Origin of the sequence: Cellvibrio sp. QJXJ (genome assembly GCF_024452345.1) — a bacterium.
In the GTDB taxonomy this organism is placed as follows: domain Bacteria; phylum Pseudomonadota; class Gammaproteobacteria; order Pseudomonadales; family Cellvibrionaceae; genus Cellvibrio.
The window spans coordinates 1,444,468-1,460,416 of sequence record NZ_CP101662.1 but is presented as its reverse complement, the minus strand read 5'-3'; the positions used below and the strand labels follow the sequence as shown (position 1 = coordinate 1,460,416).

The window sequence follows — 15,949 nt, the reverse complement described above, 5'->3', positions numbered from 1 at the left end:
TGCTAGCGCTCGGTTTTCCGCAGGCTAGCAGTGGGGTTATAAAAACTGCTGTTATCCACGCGGTCCAGAATCTTGCGGTAACTACCATTCTTTTTCAGTTGTTTGAGGCCCTGGTTGAAGGTATTGATCAATGCCTGCGCGTTGGGGTGAGTTTTGCTTGCCAGCAAATAACCCTCTGGTGAACTTAGCGCGGGCTCTATTACCTTGAGTTTGCGCGGGTCTATACTCAGCTGGGCGGCCATGTAAAACCCTGACATCTCATCGGTGGCAAACAAATCCACCCGGTCGGCCATCAGCAATTTTATATTTTGGATGTCCGAGGGCACCATAATCGGGTTGATAACCTGGGCATCAACCGCGCGATAAAAATCCTCTGTGTAGGTAAAGCCCAAGGTGGCGCTCATCCGATACTGGCTTAAATCCCCAAAATTCTTCCAGCGGATGGCATCGCTATTGGTGCGTTGGAAAAAAACCGTGCGGTTGACTATGAGTGGGTCGCTGAACAGCATGGCCTCGCGCCGTTCGCTGTTTTCATACCAGTAGCTGGTGGCGTCAAATTTGCCCAAGCGTGCCTCTTCAAAAGCGCGTTTCCAGGGTAAGTACACAAACTCGACGGTCACCCCCTGGGTGGCAAACGCGGCTGCGATAATATGGTTCACATGGCCATTATCAGGCAGTTGTTGGCCTGTCCAAGGGGCGAATTCGCCAGTGGCAATACGGATGGTTTGTTGTGCCGGAGCGGCTGATTCCGCCGCGGGGTGTTGGTTACTCTTTGCGTTGTCGCCAGCGGCCAGGCAGCTGAGGCTAAACGCCAGCGAGAACGACAAGGAACGTGAAAGGGTAGATCCAATCAATTTGGCCAGTGACACACATAGCTCCTGTACTGAACTCACAAAAACCGCCTAATCCAATTACGCGGCCTGCTTATCATTTGATCACAACACACTGTTTATAGCTCAGATAACCGGCTTTTGCCTTGTCGCCTCAATCTGCCCAGCAAATAAGCGGGTTTTCTGCCGGTACTTGGGCGTGAGGGTGACAGGCTATAGCGCGCAGGCTCCAATCACTCACTGGTCGGTGTTGCGGAATAACACCTTGGTAGTGATAGGCGTTAATCGCTCCGGTTAGTGGGTAGGCCAATTGCAGGCGGATGCACTCTGCAGGCACTTCGCCCACCGGATCGGCGATCATTTCTATCGCCACCTGTTCCGGTGCTATACCGCCTAAATAAACCTGGGTTTCAGCCAGCCAGTTGCCCGCGCGTTCGGTCATCGTGAGTTTCCCAAGATGAATTTCATGCCAATGGCGTGCCAAATGCTGTTGCCAGTGACGTAATTCCTGTGCGAGCCCGCCTTGTTTGGCCATGCGCTGCTGGTACTGTTGAGCGGCGGGTAGGTAATAGTTATCCAGATAATCCCGCAGCATGCGATTGGTGCTAAAACGGGGAGTGAGCTGCGCCATACTGGTGCGCATTAATTGCAGCCAGCGACGGGGGATATCCTCGGCGTCCCGCTCATAAAAGCAGGGGATGATCTGTTGTTCCAGCAATTGGTAAAGTTCTTCGGCACCGGCGGCGTCCTGTTCCGCACCGTATTCGCCGCCATCACCCAGGGCCCAGCCGTATGCGGGGTCGTAAGCCTCAGCCCACCAACCATCGAGCGATGAAAGATTTAAACCGCCATTGACCAACACCTTCATACCGCTGGTGCCGCAGGCTTCCCAGGGGCGACGGGGGTTGTTGATCCACACATCCACCCCTTGCACCAAATGGCGGGCGAGGGCGATATCGTAATCCTCGATAAAAATCAGGTGTTTAGCCACCTCGTCGCGTTGCACAAATTCCTGCCAACGCTGCAATTTGGCTTTGCCCAGTTTGTCGGCCGGGTGAGCTTTACCCGCCACCAATAGCTGCACCGGGTGGCGGCTGTTGCACAGTATCCGTGTCAGGCGCTCCGGGTCGTGCAACAACAAATCCGGGCGCTTGTACTCGGCAAAACGGCGGGCAAAACCCAAGGTGAGAATATTCGGGTCGAGCGGGTGGAGGTTGGGCAGGCTGCAATCCAGCTGGCTGGATTCGTGGCGCCACTGGCGCTGATAGCGCAGGCGCGCATAACCCACCAAGCGTGCCCGGCTAGTGCTGGCGAGCTGCCACAAGCTCTGGTCACTCAGTTCCTGCCAGCGCGCGGGGTTGAGTTGGGTCTCGTCTTGCTGCCAGGGGTTATCGCCGAAGAGTTGGCGCCACACCGCATCGCTGTCGCTGGCGGCCCAGCTGGGCATATGCACGCCATTAGTCACATAGCCGACTGGTACTTCGCGCTGCGGCCAACGTGGGAAAAGTGGCTGAAAAATTCGCCGGCTAACCTGGCCGTGCAATTCACTGACGCCATTGCTGTGCGCGCAGGTGCGCATGGCGAGGTAGGCCATGTTGAACTCCTCGCGGGCATCTTTGGGGTTGGCTCGCCCTAGTGCGAGTATGTCATCCATAGTGACACCCATCTCCAGCGCCGCCTCACCAGCATAGCGGCGCAAAAGCTCGGGCGGGTAGCGATCGAAGCCCGCCGCGACGGGCGTGTGGGTGGTAAACAAATTGCCGCTGCGTGTGGCCCAAAGTGCCTGCCAAAAATCGACTTGATGTTTGACGCAATGAGCGCGGATTCGCTCCAGCGTGGCAAAAGCGGCGTGGCCCTCATTCAGGTGGCAGATATCGATCTCCAGCCCCAGCCGCTCCAGTAAGCGCCAGCCACCAATGCCCAGCGCGATTTCCTGCACCAGCCGCAGCTCGGTACCACCGCCGTAAAGCTGGCTGGTAATACCCCGGTCGCGGGGTTGATTGCAGGGGTGATTGCTATCCAGCAGGTAAAGTTTGACGCGCCCGACCTGGGCTACCCACACCCGAAACAGCACTTCGCGACACAGAAAGTTGGTAGCGACATCCATCCAGCTGCCGTCCTTATCCAGCAGCGGTGTCAGGGGCAAACTGCCGGGGTCGTTAAACAGATAAGTCTGCTGCTGCCAACCCTGGTTATCAAAGCTCTGGCGAAAGTAACCCTCCTGATACAAGAGCCCTACACCCACCAGCGGCACGCCCAAATCGCTCGCGGTTTTTAAATAGTCGCCCGCCAGAATGCCCAAACCACCTGCATAGAGTGGCAGGGCATCGCATACACCAAATTCCATACTGAAATAGGCGATGCCTTTGAGTGGCACATTGGTGTAGTGCTGCTGATACCAACCCGGTTCGTCCAAATAGCGACGGCGCGCTGCCACGAGTTGGGCGAGGTGGGTGAGGAAATCCGGGTCTTTCGCCAGCTGTTGCAAATGTTGGTCACTGGTGAATTGCAACACACTCACCGGGTTGCCGGTGCTTTCCCACACGGCGGGGTTGAGCCGGTGCCAGAGGGCATCGCCGGAATGGTTCCAGCTCCACTGCAGGTCGGCAGCCAACTCGTGCAATATCGCCAGCGGTGGTGGCAATTGACGTTCAAGGTTCGGCATGGACGGCGCTCCTTTGCGTGTAATGGGCGGCTAAACGGCAGTGTTTCAGTTCACCAAACACACCTGCGTCAGTTCGCCCCGTTCAACATGGGTGATATTGGCCAGGGTCACGCGGGCGATGGCAGTGAGTGCCTCGCGGGTAAAAAAGGCTTGGTGGCCGGTGATGACTACATTGGGGAAGGTGAGCAGGCGTGCAAATACGTCGTCTTGCAACAACTGGTTGGAGTTGTCTTCAAAAAATAAATCGCCTTCCTCCTCGTACACATCCAGCCCGAGGTGGCCAATTTTTTTGCTTTTTAAGCCGTCAATTACCGCTTTGGTATCAATCAAACCGCCGCGCCCGGTATTAATTAACATCACCCCGTTTTTCATTTGCGCAATGCTGTTGTTGGTAATCAGGTGATGGGTATGAGTGTTGAGCGGGCAGTGGAGGGAAATAATATCGGCTTGTGGCCAGAGTTGGTCGAGCGGCAGATAAGCCACACCGGCGGCGACCAGTGCGCTGTTGGGTTCAGGGTCGTAGGCGATCACCCGGCAGCCCAGCCCGCGCACAATCGTCGCCAGTACTGCGCCGATTTTTCCGGTACCAATTACCGCGACGGTTTTATTCACCATATCAAAACCTAACAGGCCGTTGAGCGAGTAGTCGTTCTCGCGTACACGGTGATAGGCGCGATGCAAATTACGGTTGAGCATCAGCATCAAACCCAGCGCATGTTCGGCCACGGCATGGGGTGAATAGTCCGCCACGCGCGCGACCAGCAGGCCCAGTTTTTTCGCGGCAGTTAAATCCACCTGATTAAATCCGGCGCAGCGCAGTGCGATCAGTTTTACGCCTAATTCTGCAAGTTGCGCCAATGTTGTTGCATCCACATGGTCATTCACAAAACAGCAAACCGCTTGGCAATTTTGTGCCAGTAGCGCGGACTGAGTGTTAAGTTGGGTTTCGTGAAAAATTAATTCGTGGGCTTGCGGTAGTGCATTGTTTGCTTGAGTTAAAAACTCGCGGTCATAGGGTTTGGTACTGAATATGGCGACTTTCATAATAGGGTTCCTTCAGGTAGCGAGTCGAAATTACATCATAGCCCCAATTATGCTGTTTCCCCTTGTCGTGGCGGCAGTTGGAATTGTCGCTGCCAGTATGGCGTTGCTGGTAGTGGGGGTGTTTTGCATCATTATATTCTCCACATACCTGCTGCTCACATTGATCGAGGTCAAGGGAGCCAAATACTGATTGCCGGGGATTAAGAAACACTGCCAATAAACAATAAATGTTAATGCCTTTATTGTTTGGGTTTGTTACTCGTCACCAGAAATTCCAGTCCCGCACCCGGGTCTTCTTCGCCGCCAATTGATGTATTGCTTGCGCTGGTTGCTTTACTCGCTTTGTGCTCCAGGGTCATATCTTTATCCAAGGGGTAAATGTGATCTGTAGCGGGCGACGGATGAATATGCGGGTCCATACTTTGCGGCGGTTGTATGGCAGTAATCTGATGTGCAGGAATATTGTGGCCGTTGGATGCTGGGGTAGTGTTTTCATGGGTGGAGACTGCAAAGTCTTCCGGTTGAACGCGTTCACCGCAGTGGTCTGCATATATGCGGGTAAATTCAGCTCCAAACAACAGGATTAACGCGGCGTAAGAAACCCAGAGCATGATTAAAATAACTGTGCCGGCAGCACCATAAGCAGAGGCGGGGTTGCTGTGAGCAAAATAAACGCCCAAGGCAAATTTGGCGAGCACAAATAATAACGCGGTTACAAAAGCCCCGGTCCAAACATCTCGCCAGGGAATTTTTGCATCGGGAAGAAATTTAAAGATCGCCGCAAATAAAAAAGTAATGACCCCCAGTGATAAGGACAGGTCAAGAATACGAAAGACGATATTGAATGTCTCGGAAAAATAAAAAGCTACCCAATTGCTTAATAATGTAAGCAAAGCAGACAAAATTAACGACACCAATAATAAAAAGCCAACGGCGAGAACTAGCCCGAAGGAAAAAATCCGATCCAATACCATTTTGAGTATTTTACGTTTGGGCTGTGCTTTTACCTCCCAAATTTGGTTCAAGGTTTGTTGCAGCTGATAAAAAACCCCGGTAGCACCAAAAATCAAAGTCGCTATGCCAACCACGGAACTAAACGTGAAGTCATGATGGACACTGGCATTTGCGATTATCGCTTCAACATCTTTAGCGGTATTGCTACCAATCATTCCTTCAATTTCTGAACTGATCCGGCGTGTCACCGCGTCCTTTCCGTAAAAATATCCCGCAAGATTAATGATAATGACCAATAACCCCGGCATTGAAAATATAGTGTAGAACGCGATAACAGCTGCGCTTCTGAAGGGTTCTCTTTCGATCCACTGGTTATAGGTGTCACGAAAGATATAAAAAAATTCTTTCAGTTGTACAAAGGGAATCATTTTAATATCCTTTTTTAATAAGGATTCACTGGGCTCATCGCGACTTAGTGTCCCTCTTTGCGCGAAAATCATCTGTGCGTTTGCACACGCTATGGATTATTTGCCCTTGCTGACAAGTGCCTGGTTTATCTCATTGCCCAGCTCTGCCAGCAATATGCTATAGGCTGCTGCAATATCCCGCGCCGTGCTCTCACAAGGGCGTTTATTGATGTGGTGATGTTGCGCCACAGTTTTTTTGGCAAGATTATCCATTAATTTCCAGCTGGCATTGATCACCGCATAACCGTCGATAATTTGTAAATCGTGTATCTGAATCCGAATGCTAATGGCAGGGGTGCTGTCGCTGCGCCAAGGGAATAATTCGACTGCACGAGTGGGTTGGTGGTTCATTAAATTCATCGCCAATACTCTGGTAATGCCTTTGGGTAGCGGTTCGCCCCAATAAGCGTTATCTGACACCTGCAAGCTATTTGCATCGCTGTTAACAATTAATTGCGAGCGCTGTAAATAATCGGCAACGTCTATTGGCCCCAACCCTACCGACTGGGTAACCGCTACTGATTGATCTGCATGGGGCGTTGCGTTTAATAAATAATATTGTTTGCGCGGTGATTGTTGGCAGCCCAGCAATAGGCTGCTGAGTAATGCAATGATAAATAAATGTCGCATCATATTATTCGTCCTCATCCGAAACCTGTTTGCCGCGCAGTAGCGCCTCAGGTTGTTGGTCAATTGTTTCGCTCAGTGTGCGGAATGCCTCGGCAGAGCGGCTTATTTCTTTAAGGGTGTCGTTAAGTTGGTTTACCAGTGGCGCGTCTTCAGAGAAACTTTGGTGCACGCTATTAGAGGCTTTGTCTAACTCCACCAGGCTTCGTTGTAATTGCAGCATACTTGCTCGCAGTTCATCGGCTACGGCTGGTGTCTGTTTGTTGAGTGACGCTAATAAGGTATTGAGCGTACGGCTGGTATCGCTCAGGTTTTTGCTTAGCTGGCTAACATCCTGCCCCATAGTTTGGGATGTTTCGGTGAAACTATCAGCCGCCAATTTTACGCTGCCCAATGTTTCTTCTATTACACCGCTTTTTACAATGTTGTTCAGGCGCAGTGTTAGTTGATCCAAATTTTTAACCAAGCTTTTCAGGTTAATCTCTTGCAGGTTTTTAGTGAGCTCTTCAAAACCGGTTGCGACCGTGGGTAGCTCAAGGTAATTTTTTTTGAAACCGTAGAGGGTGGCAGGTGTGTCCGGGAAAAAGTCCAGTTCCACATAGAGTAGGCCGGTTAAAAAACTTTGGAAGTTGAGCTGCGCGCGCAAGCCATTGGCTATGGCCTCTTCAAAGAATTCCAGCGATACCTCATTCCCCTTACGGCTGATACGTTTTAACGCTAAGTCGCCGGTTACCGTTGTGACAATGTTTTTTGCGGAGTTATTTTTATTGCCGTTATCTTGTGTGTTGCTGTCAAAATTAATTTGAATATCCGTTATTTCGCCCAGAATTACTCCTTTTAGTTTAATGGGGGCGCCGACCTGCAGGCCTTGAACCGAGCCCTCAAAATACATGACGACTCGCTCCTTTTGCGAAAAAAGGTCACCGCCGGAAAAGAATAGCAGAGCTAAAAATACCAGCAGTATTGCACCGACAATAAAAGCGCCGATCCTAAACGAATTGTTCTTTTTCATTGCTTCTCCGCTGCCGCTGTTCCTGCACGGTTCAAAAATTGACGCACTTTTTCGTGCGGGCTGTGATGGAGTAATTCTTTCGGGTCGCCTGAATCCATCATGGTTTTGGCATGTGCATCCAAAATCACACAATGGGTTCCTATGGATAAAATGCTGGGCAGTTCATGTGAGACGATAATTACCGTGGAGCCCAGCGCTTTACAGATTTGCACGATTAATTGATCCAGCCGCAAGGAGCTGATGGGGTCCAGACCTGCGGAAGGTTCGTCAAAAAACAATAATTGCGGGTCCAGTGCGATGGCGCGAGCTAGCCCCGCACGTTTGTGCATGCCGCCACTGATTTCTGACGGATAAAATGTTTCATAACCCGCGAGCCCGACCAGGGATAATTTGTACGCAACTGTTTCGGCGATTTGTTTTTCGGATAAGTCCGTATACAACTGCAAGGGCAGGGCGACGTTTTCAGCAAGCGTCATACTGGAAAACAAAGCGCCCGACTGATAAGTAATGCCCCAGCTCTGCAACAGTTTTAATTGTGTGTCTTCATCGGCTTGATAATAATTGACACCTTCGTATAACACTTGGCCTTTGCTTGGTGCAATCAAACCAATCATATGTTTGAGTAATGTGGTTTTGCCGCAGCCGCTGCCACCGATAATAAAAAAGATATCGTTTTTACCAATATCAAAATTTAAATTCTGCTGCACTACACGGCTGCCATAACCGATGCTGAGATCGCGCACGCTAATAAACGGAGTGGTATTCATCTTAAATACCCAGCTTGTCGTAAAGAATATTAAACGCTGCATCGGCGACCACTAAATAGACAATGGCGCGCACCACGGCATTGGTGGCCGCCATGCCAACCGCATCGGAATTGCGCCCGCACTCTATCCCGGCCTGACAACCGGCGATGGCAATTAAAATGCCGAAAAATACACTTTTAATTAAACCGGCCATGATATCCATAAGGTCCACCGCGCCCTGGGTTTGCAAAATGTATTGGCTAAAATTGACATCCATACTGGTCGCGACTAACGCACCGCCAAACATGCCGATTACATCGGCGTAAATGCACAGCAGCGGCATAATGAAAACCAATGCGAGTAAACGCGGTAGCACTAAAAATTCCATGGCGGAAATGCCCATGGTTTTCAGCGCATCAATTTCTTCATTTACCTGCATAGTGCCCAACTGAGCTGCATAAGCAGCACCGGTGCGCCCCGCCATAATTACTGCGGTCATCAATGCGCCCATTTCGCGCACCATACCAATCGCAACCAAATCGGCCACGTACACCTGGGCGCCCAATTGGCGTAATTGCACTGAACCCAAATACGCGAGAATCATGCCCACGAGCAATGCAATCAAGGTGACAATCGCCAGCGCGCGTGGACCAACCTGATCGATAAAAAAGAAAATATCCTGCCTACGTGTTTTGGCATTGCCACGCAACCAATTGATAAACGCGAGGCTCACATCGCCAATAAACGTCAGGGTGCGCGCTAAACCTTCCCCTTGGGCAGCAATTGTTTTTTGCAATCGGCTGAGCAAACTTACCTTGTTATTGGTGGTGGCGGGTTGGTAGGCGGGAATTGCGGTAGCCAGGTTGAGAAGTTGTTGCAGTGTTTCCGGCGTGGCACTGGTATCCAGCGAAATTTGCTGTTGTTCGCACCAGCGCGCGAGTTGCAGCAGAGTAACGGCGAGGCTGGAGTCCCACTGTTTGAGTTCATCGGTGATGAGTGTGATAGTTTTGCTATCCGCAGGGATAGCGGCGCACAGGCCTTCGCCATCGGGAGTATGGCCAAGTTGCCAGTCCCCGCACAGGTGCAGCTGCACCCTGCCAGACGGTGGATCGGCTGCATCAGGTTGTTCAATGTGAAAGAGCAACGCAGTCATCCTTATCTTCCAAATTGAGTGTTAGGGTTGATCATAGTCGCTCTGGCGAAGAAAATGAAACGCACAACATGGCAAGATAATATAAACCGCACACAGAGAACTGTTATCCTCCGCACTTAACACCGTCAATAACAAGATTAACCGGACATTATGGCCAGATTATTATTCAAACTCGCGCAAGTGCCTGACGATGAAGCTCAGGAAATTCGTATGCTGCTCAACGAGCACCAGATTAACTACTATGAAACCGATGCTGGATTTTTCCGCGTAGGGTTGGATGCAATTTGGCTCGCAGATGGCGCACAAGAACAACGAGCGCGGGAATTGATTCACGCCTATCAAGCTGAGCGCGCGATTCGCCAGCAGCAAAATTATGCGCAGTTGGTGGAGGCGGGGCAGGTGCCCAGTCTGTGGCAACATTTTTGTGCGCAACCGCTGCGTTTTATGGCGTTGGTGATTGCGATTATTTTTGTTGCAGGCTTAACCTTGTTGCCCTTTGTTATGCCTGCATTGCAGTAGGCCTTCGTAGTGGTTTATTGGTATTGCTTTGTTGATATTAAAACTTATCGTTGTTGGCAAAACCCAAATTATTAATTTTGGTTCTGCCCAATAGCTTTAATAATAAATTACGCAATGCGCGCAGAATCGGGTAAAGCGCATGGCTTAATCGTTTGGATTTAAACAGCCAATAGTTCAAACGATTAAACAACCCCGAGCGACTGCTCAGCAGCGACAGCATGTAAATTGCATCGGAACCGTAATAGAGTTGCTGCTCCAGTTTCACCACCATACCCTGATCTATATCCCAACCCAGTGCGGTAATCTCATCCATAATGGGCCCTGGCTCGCGCGCATCCCACAGCACCAATTCACCAATATCCTCACGAATACGCACCATGCGGCAGTAGTTGTCGCAGGCGGGGCATTCTTTGTCGTACACCAGTACTACTTGTTGGGTTGTGGTCACTCATCACCTCGGTTTTTGTGTAATCAAGCTGTCATTTATTTGTTGTTTTTCTGTCATCTGGCTGCCGTAACCTTGGCGCGCCAAAAAACATTTATTTACGACAAATAGCCTTGGTTTTATTAACACATGCCTTATTTGAGAACACATAATATGAAACTCATCCAACAAATACCACGCTGGGCAGCGCTGGCCGCTGTGTCATTTAGCCTGGTGGCCTGCGGCGGTGATGACAATGATTCATCCAGCAGTTCATCGATTAGCTCAACCAGCAGTTCAAGCAGCGTGTCGTCATCCAGCGATGCCTCTTCGGTGGACACTATATCTTCGTCGAGCACTTCTGTTGCAACTACAAGTTCTGCAACCACTTCTTCTGCAACTATTAGCTCTGTTGAAAGTTCTTCTTCGTTAAGTGAAAGCAGCAGCTCATCGTCAGTATCTTCAGCCGCCTTGCCGACGCTGGTGCTCAATGAAATGCGCTCGGACGGCGGTGGTTATGACTACATCGAAATCTACAACCCAGGCAATAGCGATTACACCTTCGTCGAAGGCGAATGGGCGGTCAACGATTTAAAAGGTTTTAGTGAGGACAAAGTTCCCGGCGTGTTAATACCGGCGGGCAGTGTCATTCCGGCTAAAGGATTCTTGTTGGTAGCGGTGGATCAAACTGCCGTACCCTTTGGTGCGCCAGAGGGAACCATTATTGGCGGTGCCGCTGAATTTGGTTTGGGTAAAGGCGATACAGCATTGCTGACCCACAAGGGCGAAATTATTGATGAAAAAGGTTGGGCTGCCGGTAGCCATGTAAACACCATTGGCCGTTTGCCCGATGGTGGCGAGTGGCACGATGAAGCTGAAGCGCTGACCGCAACTCCCGGTGTGATTAACGCTTTACCAGTAGTGAACCCACCCGCATCGCAGAGCGATATTGTGATTAACGAAGTGGTATCCAAAGGCCGCGCCGATTTGGATTTTGATTACGTAGAGCTTTACAACAAATCATCCCAACCCTATGTGTTTGCGGAAGGTGAATGGTCGCTGAGCGACAGCGAAAATACTCTTATGCCCATTCCCGGTGGCACTACTATTCCCGGACATGGTTTTCTGGTGTTGTTGACCGATGTAGCCACCGGTGCAAATTTACCCACCAATGCACCGGCCGGTGCAATCACTAACAGCACGGGTGGTTTTGGTATTGGTAAAAACGAAAATATTATTCTGGCGCGTTTTGAAGCGATTATTGATAACGTAAGCCACGGCGACTTTCACGTAAACGCGTACGGTCGCCTGCCAGACGGCGGTGAATTTATCGACTTGGGCGATGGTAGTGCTCCCCAGCTTTACGCATCGCCCGGCCTGAAAAACTTTATGACCCCCGCGTTGAATTTAACCGTGACTACGCTGAATTTTTCCTCGTTTAATGACGACGAAACCACGTTGGAAAATAGTGGTTTCCGTGTATTTGGTTTGAACGCCGATTTAGCCAAAGATGTTGAACCGGAATACATTGCCGTTGCTGCTGACTCAAAAACAGCCTGGGTAACGTTGCAAGAAAACAACGGTGTTGCACGCATTAATCTGGATGGTACCCCGGCTATCACCAATATTTTTCCCTTGGGTTTTAAAGATTACGGTGCAGTAGGCAATGAGATCGACCCGAGTGACCGGGATGATAAAGTCGAGTTTGCCGCGTATCCAAAAGTGTTTGGTATTTATCAGCCTGACGGCATTGCTGCATTTAATGATGGTGGAATGGATTATGTGATTACCGCCAATGAAGGCGATGTGCGCGATTACTACACGAATTTTGAAGAGGGTGTAAAAGTTGCCGATATCACGCTCGACGAATCGGATTTTCCCAATGCCACTGAGCTAAAACAAAATGCGCAGTTGGGCCGTTTGCTGGTGACGCAATTTGCAAAAACCTCCAGCGCGGAAACTGTATTCAGTGAACTGCTGAGTTTTGGTGCGCGTTCATTCAGTATTTGGAATGGCACTACGGGTGAACAGGTGTATGACAGCGGCAATGATTTGGAAGTCCAAGCTAATAGCGCCGGTGTTTACCCGGATGACCGCAGCGATGCCAAAGGTGTTGAGCCGGAGAATCTGGCGATTGGCATGGTTGGTTCCAAGCGGTTTGTATTTGTCGGTTTGGAACGTGCCGATGCGGTAGCGGTGTATGACATCACTGACCTTGGCAATATCCAATTTAGTCAAATGTTGATCACCGAAGGTGATGATGCACCGGAAGGGATTTTGTTTATCAGTGCGGCTAACAGCCCCAACGGTAATCCCTTGTTAGTGGTGTCCAACGAGGAGAGCGGCAACGTGACGGTTTACCAAGGCAATGTGAATGGTGAATTTAGTTTTGCCTCGCGCTTGATATTGGAAGGTGGTGTGGCTGCAGCAGAAATCAGCGCCTACGATCCAATCACTAAACGTTTATTTGTATTGAATAACGGTGAGCTACTTACAAATTCGCGCATTGAAGTATTGAACCTGGCCGACCCTGCGGCACTGTCATTGCTGACCACTATCGACCTTAGCCCTTACGGTGGTGGTATTAATAGTGTGGCTGTGAGCAACGGTAAAATTGCGGGCGCATTGCAAGCGGTTGATAAAACCCAGACAGGTACCGTGGTGGTTTTTGATACCAGCAGTTATGCATTGCTCGGTATTGCCAAAGTCGGCGCCTTGCCCGATATGCTGACCTTTTCACCGGACGGAAAATTTATCCTGACGGCCGATGAAGGTGAGGCTAAGGACGATTATTCGTATGATCCAATCGGTTCTGTTTCGATTATTACGTTGCCCTAATTGTCGCAAATCGAGCCTCCTGTAAAACAGGGCTTGGCTTGAGAGATAACAGGGGTTTTATAAAGGCTGTGTTCGGTGTTAAACCGGCACAGCCTTTTTTGTTTTTGGTTTCTTTAGAGCGCTTCAGGATTCTTCAGGTTCTTGGTATTTAGCGCTTGGCAAAAATCAGGCAATTCTAAAAGCTAATGAGTGAGCGCAATATTGGCGGCGAAGTTGTTTATTTTTAGCAATTCACTACTATACCTATCGACTGGGAGTTGTCTCTTGCTAATCCTGGCAATCATTTTTGAGATGTTAATAATGGTTGTTAGCCAAAAAATTCCAAATACCCATCAAGGTAAATCAAATGTCCCCCTGTTCTACTAAGAATAAACTAAGCCTTTCAGCGCTCTTGTTGCTGTTTGGTCAAGGATGGGCGCTACCGGCGCTGTCCGAGGATGACATTAATGGGAAGGAAACCTCAGTAACAAAAACCATTGAAGAGGTAATGGTCACTGCCAGAAAGCGCGAAGAAAGCCTGTTGGATGTACCTATAGCGATTACCGCGTTCGGCGCCGGGATACTCTCCAATCCGACCATCAGCGACATTTCCAATTTGGCAGCTTTAGCCCCCAACGTGGAGTTTTCTGCATCGCCACCTATCTCCGGCACCAGCAATGCGGCGGCAGTGTTTATTCGCGGTATCGGCCAAAATGATTTCCTTTCAACCAACGACCCGGGCGTGGGTATTTATCTCGATGGTGTTTATATCGCCCGCTCGGTTGGCGGTGTGCTGAAGGTGAACGACATTGAGCGCGTGGAAATATTACGCGGCCCTCAGGGAACGCTGTTTGGCAAAAATACTATCGGTGGAGCGGTGAATGTTATTTCACGCTTACCCAGCAATGAAGCCAGCGCAACTATCGCCCTTACGGGTGGCAGCAAGGATCGCCAGGATCTTGCTTTAAGTGCAGAAGGCCCATTGGCCGAGAACTTGGCTGGTCGTATTTCCTTACTGGATGAAAACCGCGATGGTTATGTAGAGCGGATTCTGGATGGGAAAGATCAAGGCAACATAAACCGCAGTACCTTGAAAGGCATATTGCATTGGCAGCCTGCTGAGCATGTCGATGTTCGCTTAACCGGCGACTACACCCGCCAACGCCAAAACGGTGCGGCAGAGGTGATGATAGAAATCGCCGAGGGCAGGGATCTGAGCACACTGCCGCCGGGAGAACCCTTAACCAACTGGGAGGCGTTCAATGCACTTATCGCTGGGCCGCTGTTTAATACCCAATGGGACACGCGCTGGTTGCCCACAGGCGATGGGTTTAATACCTTCAGTACTGGTCCATCGCAGGACGATATAGATGTAAAAGGCCTGTCGCTCACGGGTGATATTGAACTATCCCCAACAATGACCCTGACTTCAGTTACAGGATACCGCGCCATGGAGGGCACCTATTCGCGGGACGCGGATGGTTCACCGCTGAATTATGGCAGCGTGGTGAATCTGGATGAGCAATCGCAATTCAGTGAAGAGCTGCGTTTAACCGGCACTAGCGGCAACCATTTATCCTGGACACTAGGGGCTTTTTATCTGAAGGAAGATATTACCAATCACCAGGACGTTGTTTTTTTGGATGGATTGTTTGAGGCGACTGGCGGCGGCGCCGATGCAACTTTTGATGTGAATAATGTAGTGGATGTCGATAGCCGCGCGCTTTTTGGTCAGCTCTCCTGGGAACAGGATGCCTGGGAAGTAACGGGTGGTTTGCGTATGACACGTGAACAAAAAGAATTTTTTATCGATAACTTTACCGTCAATAGTGGAGCCCAGTTGATTGGCCCGGAACAGAAACCCACGGATGTGTGGCGGGAAGTCTCACCCGGGTTAAATATCTCCTACGATATTAACGATCGCACCATGCTTTACTCCAGTTACAGCGAAGGTTTTAAAAGTGGTGGCTACAATGGTCGCTTGGTTAACCCACCAACCGATGCCCAAAACGGCACTCCGGTTATAGATACCTTTGACCCGGAAAATGCCACCACCTATGAGTTGGGATTCAAGCAGCAATACGATTGGCTTTACCTACAGGGCGCGGTGTTTACCACCGAATACACCAACATGCAGGTCTCGGTGCTGACTATCGGTGCGAATAATTTAATTGCTGTCACCATCGATAACGCTGCAAAAGCTACCATTGACGGTGCCGAATTTGAGGCGATAGTTACGGTGGTTGATAACTTTCAGATCCGTACCGGCTTTGGGTATCTTGATGCTCGCTATACCGAGTTAGGCGAGAGCACCCTCTTGAATAAAGACGATGACTTACAAAAAATTCCGCGCTGGAATGCATTTGTAAGAGGTGAATACGATTATCACCTCAGAGACTATGGCAGCCTCACAACCACTTTGGAGTTAAGTTACAAAAGCAAAACCTACAATGACCCGTTAAATGTAGAATCTATCGCGCAACCGGCGTTTACTTTGGTTAATGGTTCGGTAACCTGGGCAAATAATCAGGATACGATCAAGGCCTCGCTATTTTGTAACAACCTTACCGACGAGACCTATTTTTTAAGTGGCACCACTGAACTTTCGTCTGTCGGTATTTCAAGTGCTACCTATGGTAGGCGACGTGAGATTGGGCTCTCGCTGGAATACAGTTTCTAAACAATGGGATT

Annotated in this window: 12 protein-coding genes; 3 read left to right on the top strand and 9 right to left on the bottom strand. The window is 50.0% G+C overall.

Annotation, left to right across the window (positions count from 1 at the left end; all coding sequences use genetic code 11):
• Positions 1-2: 2 nt before the first annotated feature.
• From NNX04_RS06250 to NNX04_RS06215, 8 genes are all read right to left on the bottom strand, one after another.
• Entirely contained in the window at positions 3-869 is an 867-nt protein-coding gene (locus tag NNX04_RS06250) for a substrate-binding periplasmic protein (protein ID WP_261947826.1), read from the bottom strand.
• A 115-nt stretch (positions 870-984) separates the two neighbouring features.
• Entirely contained in the window at positions 985-3,495 is a 2,511-nt protein-coding gene (glgP, locus tag NNX04_RS06245) for an alpha-glucan family phosphorylase (protein WP_261947825.1), read from the bottom strand.
• A 45-nt stretch (positions 3,496-3,540) separates the two neighbouring features.
• The gene (locus NNX04_RS06240; protein WP_261947824.1) at positions 3,541-4,539 is read right to left on the bottom strand and encodes a 2-hydroxyacid dehydrogenase; all 999 of its coding nucleotides are present in this window, start codon (positions 4,537-4,539) and stop codon (positions 3,541-3,543) included.
• 239 nt (positions 4,540-4,778) lie between these two features.
• Positions 4,779-5,921, bottom strand: a complete 1,143-nt coding sequence (locus NNX04_RS06235; RefSeq protein WP_261947823.1) for a YihY/virulence factor BrkB family protein — start codon at positions 5,919-5,921, stop codon at positions 4,779-4,781.
• Positions 5,922-6,017: 96 nt separating this feature from the next.
• A complete protein-coding gene (locus tag NNX04_RS06230; RefSeq protein ID WP_261947822.1) occupies positions 6,018-6,593 on the bottom strand; it encodes a PqiC family protein in 576 nt (191 codons plus the stop codon).
• A 1-nt stretch (position 6,594) separates the two neighbouring features.
• Positions 6,595-7,599: an MlaD family protein gene (locus tag NNX04_RS06225; RefSeq protein WP_261947821.1), complete on the bottom strand. Its 1,005-nt coding sequence runs from the start codon at positions 7,597-7,599 to the stop codon at positions 6,595-6,597.
• Positions 7,596-8,366 (bottom strand): ABC transporter ATP-binding protein, encoded by a 771-nt coding sequence (locus tag NNX04_RS06220; protein WP_261947820.1) that lies wholly within the window; start codon positions 8,364-8,366, stop codon positions 7,596-7,598. Before NNX04_RS06220 ends, NNX04_RS06225 begins: the two co-directional genes overlap by 4 nt.
• 1 nt (position 8,367) lies before the next feature.
• On the bottom strand, positions 8,368-9,498 hold the full coding sequence (locus NNX04_RS06215) for an MlaE family ABC transporter permease (RefSeq protein WP_261947819.1): 1,131 nt from the start codon (positions 9,496-9,498) through the stop codon (positions 8,368-8,370).
• Between the two features lie 150 nt (positions 9,499-9,648).
• Here NNX04_RS06215 and NNX04_RS06210 point away from each other — a divergent pair, with 150 nt between their 5' ends.
• The gene (locus NNX04_RS06210; RefSeq protein ID WP_007640338.1) at positions 9,649-10,017 is read left to right on the top strand and encodes a DUF6164 family protein; all 369 of its coding nucleotides are present in this window, start codon (positions 9,649-9,651) and stop codon (positions 10,015-10,017) included.
• 37 nt (positions 10,018-10,054) lie between these two features.
• Here the strand turns inward: NNX04_RS06210 and NNX04_RS06205 are convergent, their stop codons facing one another.
• Positions 10,055-10,465, bottom strand: a complete 411-nt coding sequence (locus NNX04_RS06205) for a DUF393 domain-containing protein (protein ID WP_261947818.1) — start codon at positions 10,463-10,465, stop codon at positions 10,055-10,057.
• 150 nt (positions 10,466-10,615) lie between these two features.
• Between NNX04_RS06205 and NNX04_RS06200 the strand changes: the two genes are divergently transcribed.
• Positions 10,616-13,279 carry a choice-of-anchor I family protein gene (locus tag NNX04_RS06200; protein ID WP_261947817.1) on the top strand — a complete coding sequence of 888 codons (2,664 nt, stop codon included), beginning with the start codon at positions 10,616-10,618 and terminating at the stop codon, positions 13,277-13,279.
• Between the two features lie 346 nt (positions 13,280-13,625).
• The gene (locus NNX04_RS06195) at positions 13,626-15,938 is read left to right on the top strand and encodes a TonB-dependent receptor (protein WP_261947816.1); all 2,313 of its coding nucleotides are present in this window, start codon (positions 13,626-13,628) and stop codon (positions 15,936-15,938) included.
• Positions 15,939-15,949: the final 11 nt, after the last annotated feature.

Bases quoted from the DNA above. Each gene is read 5' to 3' on its own strand.
- NNX04_RS06195 (WP_261947816.1), top strand. From the start codon at position 13,626: ATGTCCCCCTGTTCTACTAAGAATAAACTAAGCCTTTCAGCGCTCTTG.
- NNX04_RS06215 (WP_261947819.1), bottom strand. From the start codon at position 9,498: ATGACTGCGTTGCTCTTTCACATTGAACAACCTGATGCAGCCGATCCA.
- NNX04_RS06230 (WP_261947822.1), bottom strand. From the start codon at position 6,593: ATGATGCGACATTTATTTATCATTGCATTACTCAGCAGCCTATTGCTG.
- glgP (WP_261947825.1), bottom strand. From the start codon at position 3,495: ATGCCGAACCTTGAACGTCAATTGCCACCACCGCTGGCGATATTGCAC.
- NNX04_RS06225 (WP_261947821.1), bottom strand. From the start codon at position 7,599: ATGAAAAAGAACAATTCGTTTAGGATCGGCGCTTTTATTGTCGGTGCA.
- NNX04_RS06200 (WP_261947817.1), top strand. From the start codon at position 10,616: ATGAAACTCATCCAACAAATACCACGCTGGGCAGCGCTGGCCGCTGTG.
- NNX04_RS06220 (WP_261947820.1), bottom strand. From the start codon at position 8,366: ATGAATACCACTCCGTTTATTAGCGTGCGCGATCTCAGCATCGGTTAT.
- NNX04_RS06210 (WP_007640338.1), top strand. From the start codon at position 9,649: ATGGCCAGATTATTATTCAAACTCGCGCAAGTGCCTGACGATGAAGCT.
- NNX04_RS06235 (WP_261947823.1), bottom strand. From the start codon at position 5,921: ATGATTCCCTTTGTACAACTGAAAGAATTTTTTTATATCTTTCGTGAC.
- NNX04_RS06240 (WP_261947824.1), bottom strand. From the start codon at position 4,539: ATGAAAGTCGCCATATTCAGTACCAAACCCTATGACCGCGAGTTTTTA.